Annotated in this window: 8 protein-coding genes; 6 read left to right on the forward strand and 2 right to left on the reverse strand. The window is 60.1% G+C overall.

Annotation, left to right across the window (positions count from 1 at the left end; all coding sequences use genetic code 11):
- Positions 1–6: 6 nt before the first annotated feature.
- The 3 genes from ASD32_RS20350 to ASD32_RS20360 all read left to right on the forward strand — a co-directional run bounded on the left by ASD32_RS20350 (position 7) and on the right by ASD32_RS20360 (position 2,341).
- The gene (locus tag ASD32_RS20350; protein ID WP_060639879.1) at positions 7–843 is read left to right on the forward strand and encodes an SDR family NAD(P)-dependent oxidoreductase; all 837 of its coding nucleotides are present in this window, start codon (positions 7–9) and stop codon (positions 841–843) included.
- A gap of 327 nt (positions 844–1,170) precedes the next feature.
- Positions 1,171–2,016 carry a metallophosphoesterase gene (locus ASD32_RS20355; RefSeq protein ID WP_060639880.1) on the forward strand — a complete coding sequence of 282 codons (846 nt, stop codon included), beginning with the start codon at positions 1,171–1,173 and terminating at the stop codon, positions 2,014–2,016.
- A gap of 94 nt (positions 2,017–2,110) precedes the next feature.
- A complete protein-coding gene (locus ASD32_RS20360) occupies positions 2,111–2,341 on the forward strand; it encodes a hypothetical protein (protein ID WP_060639881.1) in 231 nt (76 codons plus the stop codon).
- Position 2,342: 1 nt separating this feature from the next.
- Here ASD32_RS20360 and ASD32_RS20365 read toward each other — a convergent pair whose 3' ends face one another.
- Positions 2,343–3,059: a YafY family protein gene (locus ASD32_RS20365; protein WP_060639882.1), complete on the reverse strand. Its 717-nt coding sequence runs from the start codon at positions 3,057–3,059 to the stop codon at positions 2,343–2,345.
- 136 nt (positions 3,060–3,195) lie between these two features.
- Between ASD32_RS20365 and ASD32_RS20370 the strand changes: the two genes are divergently transcribed.
- The 3 genes from ASD32_RS20370 (at position 3,196) to ASD32_RS20380 (ending at position 5,474) form a co-directional block, all read left to right on the forward strand.
- Positions 3,196–3,828 (forward strand): LysE family translocator, encoded by a 633-nt coding sequence (locus tag ASD32_RS20370; protein ID WP_060639883.1) that lies wholly within the window; start codon positions 3,196–3,198, stop codon positions 3,826–3,828.
- 183 nt (positions 3,829–4,011) lie between these two features.
- A complete protein-coding gene (locus ASD32_RS20375; RefSeq protein ID WP_060639884.1) occupies positions 4,012–4,449 on the forward strand; it encodes a cytochrome c in 438 nt (145 codons plus the stop codon).
- 107 nt (positions 4,450–4,556) lie between these two features.
- Complete coding sequence (locus tag ASD32_RS20380) at positions 4,557–5,474, forward strand: cytochrome c (protein ID WP_060639885.1); 918 nt, start codon at positions 4,557–4,559, stop codon at positions 5,472–5,474.
- A gap of 297 nt (positions 5,475–5,771) precedes the next feature.
- On the opposite strand, the gene ASD32_RS20385 is transcribed toward ASD32_RS20380, so the two are convergent.
- On the reverse strand, positions 5,772–6,176 hold the full coding sequence (locus ASD32_RS20385; protein ID WP_060639886.1) for a type II toxin-antitoxin system HicB family antitoxin: 405 nt from the start codon (positions 6,174–6,176) through the stop codon (positions 5,772–5,774).
- Positions 6,177–6,340 lie beyond the last annotated feature (164 nt).

A 6,340-nucleotide genomic window follows, 5' to 3' on the forward strand; every position in this document is an offset into this window, starting at 1 on the left:
AAAGACATGGCTCACTACGATCTCAACGGGCGCGTTGCCGTCATCACCGGTTCGACCGGCGGCCTTGGCACGGCCGTCTGCGCGGCACTGACCGCCAAAGGCGCAAAAATCGCCTTGTTCGACATGGACGAGGCTGCGGTCAAGGCGCAGGCGTCCACCTTCGGCGCCAATGCGCGGGGCTGGAAAGTGGATGTCCGGTCGCTGGACTCGCTCCAGCAGGCCATGAATGAGGCAGCAGACCATTTTGGCGGCATCGATGTGGTGATCGCCAATGCGGGGATCACCGCATTCGAACCGCTTGACACCGCAGATCCCGGACATTTCGAGCGGGTGGTCGATGTCAACCTTTTCGGGGTGTGGCGGACCTTCCACGCCGCCGCCGGGCATGTCCAGAAGCGCAAGGGCTATCTGATGGCGATCTCGTCGATGGCCGCCTTCAGCCATTCGCCTCTCCAGGCAGCCTACACAGCGAGCAAGGCTGGCGTCTGGGCAATGTGCAACAGCATCCGGCTGGAACTGCGCCATTCGGGCGTCGGGGTCGGCAGCGTCCATCCGACGTTTTTCAAAACGCCGATGATGGAAAGAACGTTCAACGATCCGGCCGGCAAACAGATCTGGAACGGAAACACCTCGGTGTTTTTCAAGATGGCGCCGCTCGAAGACGTCGTGAAGGGCATCGTGAAAGGGATCGAGAAGCGTTCCGAGATGATCTTCGTGCCGCGCAACAATTCGCTGGTTGCGCATCTGCCCCGGTTCTTCCGGAAAGTGATCGAGACGTTCGAATTCAAGGACGATGCGGTTGCCGCCATGATCAAGGCGGCAAAGTCATCGCCACCGAAATAAGGTTCCGGTCGAAGCCGGGGTCGATGACAGGTCAGGGTGCTAACGCAGGTATTGATCCGGTTGCCAAAATTCCCCTCATCCTCGCCCTTGTGGCGAGGATCCAGTGACCCGACGTCTGTCGGGTCAAAAGACCCTTTCAGCTCAAGGACTTGAGCTGGCTGGATTCCTGTGACAGGCACAGGAATGACGGGGCGTTTGGTAGCGCTTTCGTCAAACGCTGGCAACGCCACTGGCAAAGGCCGCCAGCGGCTCCGGGGCACTTCTTTCAAGCAAAGAGCCAGCCTTCCTGTCACCCCTCCGTCACAGACCTGATCTAATCAGCGGCGCATGACAGACACATCCTCCCCCATCCTGCGTTTCGGCATCATCGCCGATCCGCAATATGCCGATATCGCGCCGCACACGGCAATGAACCGGCATTATGCGAGCAGCCTTGCCAAGCTCGCCGCAGCTATTGACGTGTTCAACGGGACCGAACTCGATTTCGTCATGACGCTTGGCGATATCATTGACCGCGACTGGAAGAGTTTTGACGATATCCTGCCGGTCTATCGGCCGCTGCGTCACAAGGCGCTGTTCCTGCTCGGCAATCATGATTTTGCAGTGGCCCCGGAATATCTGGGCGCAGTCGCCGAACGGCTGGGCATGCCCGGCCGCTATTATGATTTTGCCATCGGCCGTTTTCGTTTTGTTGTGCTGGATGGCAGCGATATCTCTACCTTTTCCGCTCCTCCCGGTGATCCGCGCACGATGCTCGCGACCGATCGGCTCGCAACGCTTATGGAGAAAGGCGCCATCAATGCCCAGACCTGGAACGGCTCGCTGAGCGAAACGCAATTTGCGTGGCTGGCCGGCGTCATGGAGACGGCGCAGGCGAGCGGCGAGACCGTGTTCGTCTTCGGCCACTACCCGCTCTTCCCGCCCAACAGCCACAACATGTGGGACAGCGAGCGCATCATTGCGCTCACCACCGGTTTTGCCTGCTTTCGCGGCTATTTCAACGGCCATAATCACGTGGGCAATTTTGGTGCGGTCGATGGCCGTCCGTTCGTCACGTTCAAGGGCATGGTCGACACGCACGATGAAAACACCTATGCGATCGTCGATGTCTTTGAGGACCGGATCGAGATCAACGGATTTGGCCGGGAAGCGAGCCGGGTGCTGAGCGCATAGGCGTCATGGCGGTTGCGGGTAAATTTGCGGACGGATGCGCCGTTTTGCCAAGTCGCGCGTTTAGCAGGTATCGAAACCAGCCAAGGAGGCCATCGTGGCGACGACCTTTGACATTTCCGACCTGTCCGAACAGGAATTGACCACTCTGATCGACGAGGCAACGCGCCTTCGCCAGACACGCCGCGACAGCCGGGAACTGGAGCGTCCGACCGCCGCCGATGGCTCCAAGGGCCAGGATGTGAAGGATCCCGATCACGGTGCGATCACCGCACCCACGCCGCGTTCCGTCAAGGAAGAGGCGCCTGCGCATGGCGCCACGAAATAAGCTATCTAGTCGATGATGGTGGCGGGCCAGGCGGCGGGCTGGTCCGCCATCCGCTGATCCAGAGATCCCGCAATCCATCCCCTTCGCCGCGAAAATAGTCCGCGCTCAGACCGCAATTTTCCACCCGGTCTGCACGGAAATTGCGCATCGCCTGGCGCAAGTCGCACCAGGCGACGACGACGGCGGTGGCGGAATAGTAGATCAGCGCCAGGGGCTGGATCGTGCGCTGCGTGGCACGGCCTGCCTCGTCGCGGTAGTCGAGCATCAGCTTCTGCTCGTCGCGGATCGCCCGGCGCACCAGTGCAAGATCAAGCCCCAACGGTGACGGCGCGATCGTGCCCCAGGCGTGCAGCGCCTTGGAGTGCAGGGTCTGGCGCAGCGGCGCCGGTATCGCGCCGGCGATCTTCTGGTTGACGCGGCGCGCCGCCTCCTTCAATTCGTCGTCGCCGGTGCGCTCCAGCAGCGCCAGCGACAGCACGATTGCCTCCGTCTCCTCGATCGAAAACATCAGCGGCGGCAGGTCGAAGCCCGGCCGCATGATATAGCCGATGCCGCGCCCGCCCTCGATCGGCACCCGCATTCCCTGAAGTGCCGCAATATCCCGGTAGATCGAGCGCACCGTCACTTCGAGCGTTCCGGCGATCGTTGCCGCCGTGACGGGCCGGGTTGCAAGCCGCAGGATCTGGATGATCTCAAACAGTCGCGATGCCTTGCGCATGGACGCTTTTCTTTCAGCACGTGAAATGCTCCTGACAGAACCCTGTCAGTTGGTTGAGGCTATAGCATAACGGCAAGCGCTTGAAAAACCAGCGCTGTGCCCAATGCTCGTCACTCTTCACCAACGGATAACTGACATGACCTATGCAGAAAATCTCTGGCTATTCTCCACACTCCTCTTCGGCATCATCATCGTTCCCGGCATGGATATGGTCTTCGTGATGGCGAATGCGCTGACGGGGGGACGGGCGGCCGGGCTGACGGCAACCGCCGGCATCATGGCGGGCGGCGTCTTCCACACGCTCTATGCGGCACTCGGCGTCGGCTTCCTCTTGCATCTGGTGCCGCAGCTGTTCAACGTGCTGTTGCTCGCCGGTGCTGCCTATATCGCCTGGATCGGCCTGTCGCTGGCGCGAAGCCATATATCCATCGCCTCTGTCGAGCCCGGGGCGCGGCTGTCGCTCTGGACAAGTTTCCGCCGGGGAGCGCTGACAAGCCTCCTCAACCCCAAGGCCTATCTGTTCATGTTGGCCGTCTATCCGCAGTTCCTGAAATCTGAGTTCGGTCCCCTGTGGTCGCAGGCGCTGATCATGGCGATCATGATCTCGCTGATGCAGCTTGCCGTTTATGGCAGCCTGGCGCTGGCCGCCGGCCGCAGCCGTGATGTCATCGTCGCGAGCCCCCGCGCGACCGCCCTGCTGGGCAAGACAGTGGGCGTGGTGCTGATTGCGGTGGCGGCGCTGACGGCGTGGCACGGCTGGATGGGATAGGGCAGTTGACCTAACATGAGTAAAATACTCCTGTTAATTCAAGCTGTTGCGGCAGGTGCAATAAAATCGATCTCAAAAAAAAGTTACTTCCTTCGTGATCACAACATGCAATCATGCCCGCGCATCGATTGAGAGAACCGCTTTGCCAGTCCGGGCGGCGTCTCGCCAAAGCTGGAGACTTTGATGAAGCTGAAAATGATACTGACGGCACTCGTGATTGCAGGCTGTGGCGTAAGCGCCGTCATCGCTGCGGATGATCCGGTCAAGGTCCGCGAAGGGCTGATGAAGCAGATCGGCGGATCGATGGGCGCGCTTGCCGGCATCGCCAAGGGCGAAAAGCCCTATGACGCCGAGATCGTCAAGGCGTCGCTGACGACAATCAGCACCAATATCAAGGCGTTTCCGGACCAGTTCCCGGCAGGCTCCGAGGCCAATTCCGAAGCATCCCCGAAAATCTGGGAAAACATGGACGACTTCAAGGCCAAGGCCGCCAAGCTCGGCGCTGACGCCGATGTGGCGCTCGCCCAGCTTCCGGCAGACCAGGCCGGCGTGGGTGCAGCACTTGGCATTATCGGCAAAAGCTGCGGCGACTGTCATCAGGCCTACCGCGTCAAGAAATGACCCGGCGGGCCTTGGCCCTCACATGTTGATTTTTTGGCGCGCCCGTCCCGGCGCGCCAAATGTGTTTTCCGGATGAGGCAGCCGGATGAAGCGGAAGGAAAAGGCCGATGGGTGTCAGGGTTCGAAAACTTGTAACGGCGGTGGTTCTGTTCGGTGCGCTTGCGGGCGGTGCCGGCTGGTTCCTGACCAAGCCCGAACCATGGCCGGCCTCCCATTGGGAGGGGCTGGGCGACGCGGATATCGCCAATGGCCAACAGATTTTCTGGGCAGGCGGCTGCGCCAGCTGTCACGCGGCGGCGAAATCCGAGGGCGATGCCAAGCTGGTTCTGGCCGGAGGATTGCCGCTTAAAAGCCCGTTCGGCGCGTTCCATGTTCCCAATATCTCCCCGGATGAAACCGCCGGGATCGGCAGCTGGACGCTGGCGCAATTCGGCGATGCGATGACGCGCGGCGTCGGCAAGCGGGGCGAACACCTCTATCCATCCTTTCCCTACGGTTCCTATGCCCGCATGACCGCCAAGGATATCAACGATCTCTGGGGCTTTCTCAAAACCCTGCCGAAGAGCGCCAATGTCGCGCCGCCGCACGATCTGCCGTTTCCCTACAATATCCGCCTGGCGCTCGGCGGCTGGAAACTGCTGTTCTTCACCGGCACGCCGCGCGTGAGCGTCGATACCAGCAATTCGAAAATCGCTCGTGGCCAGTATCTAGTGGAAGGCCCCGGCCATTGCGGCGAATGCCACACGCCGCGCAACGGGCTTGGCGGCTTCGAGACCGCGCAATGGCTCGGCGGCGCCCCAAACCCGGAAGGCGAAGGCCGCATCCCCAACATTACGCCAGGCTCAAAAAGCATCGGCGCCTGGAGCGAGGGCGATATCGCCACCTATCTCGAAACCGGCTTCACCCCCGATTTCGATTCGGCCGGCGGCTCGATGGTCGAGGTCCAGCAGAACATGGCAAAACTGCCCGCATCGGATCGCGAAGCGATCGCGGCCTATTTGAAGGCGGTACCTGCGGTGGAGTAAGTTTTTTGCACCGGCTTGCTTCTGCCGGATGCAACCGTAAAATGTCCTTTCTCGCCGAAGGATAGGAGCAAGTGCATGAACACCATCCTACAAAGGTTATGCTGCGCGGACCGATAAGAATGCACAGGACGGAATCTTTTATTGAAGGATTGCCGGTATCACTGATGGCATCGGCTTTCATGCCGATTCGATCGAGGACATGGAGGTGGCGTTCCGTGAGGCCGTGGATGATTATCTCGAAACCTGCGGCAAGATCGGCAAGGAGCCACAAAAGGCAGCCTGACCAGCTTGGCGTAATCAGGCCGCATCGTCCCGGTCGATCTCGTGCAGGGCGGCAAGCGCGATGAACCCGGACCGCGTCAATCCCTTGGATTCGGCAAACCGGTCGATCTGGCGAAGAACATCTTCCGGAAGCGTGACGTTGACACGCACGGCCTTTTTCGTCTCCATCCTCACTCCGACAAGAATGGCAACGCCTTTTCTGTTGTCCGCATCGGCCATGATGTTTTCGAGACTGGAGGGCTCTGGAATGTCAGCTCCATCCTCGACCAGACCTTCCAGATGAAATGCCAAAGCTTCGCTCGCCATCTGCCGGGCGTCGTCGAGATCGGTGCCTGCCGAAATCACGCCGGGAAAATCGGGAAAGGACACGCCATAGTCACTGCCGGGGTCCTTGTGGATCAGTCCGATATAATTGCGCATGGAGCTACCTCAGGTTCAAATCTTGGCCGCTGAAAAAGGGTTTCTGACTATGCTGTCGGTCGTTTGGGAAATTGAACGCGTCAACAAACTCCCCTCATCCTCGCCCTTGTTGTATGGCCTTGAGACATAGTTGACATGTGTTCGGAGACATCCCTGACACTTTT

This window comes from Rhizobium sp. Root483D2 (assembly GCF_001426685.1).
Taxonomy (GTDB): Bacteria; Pseudomonadota; Alphaproteobacteria; order Rhizobiales; family Rhizobiaceae; genus Pararhizobium; species Pararhizobium qamdonense.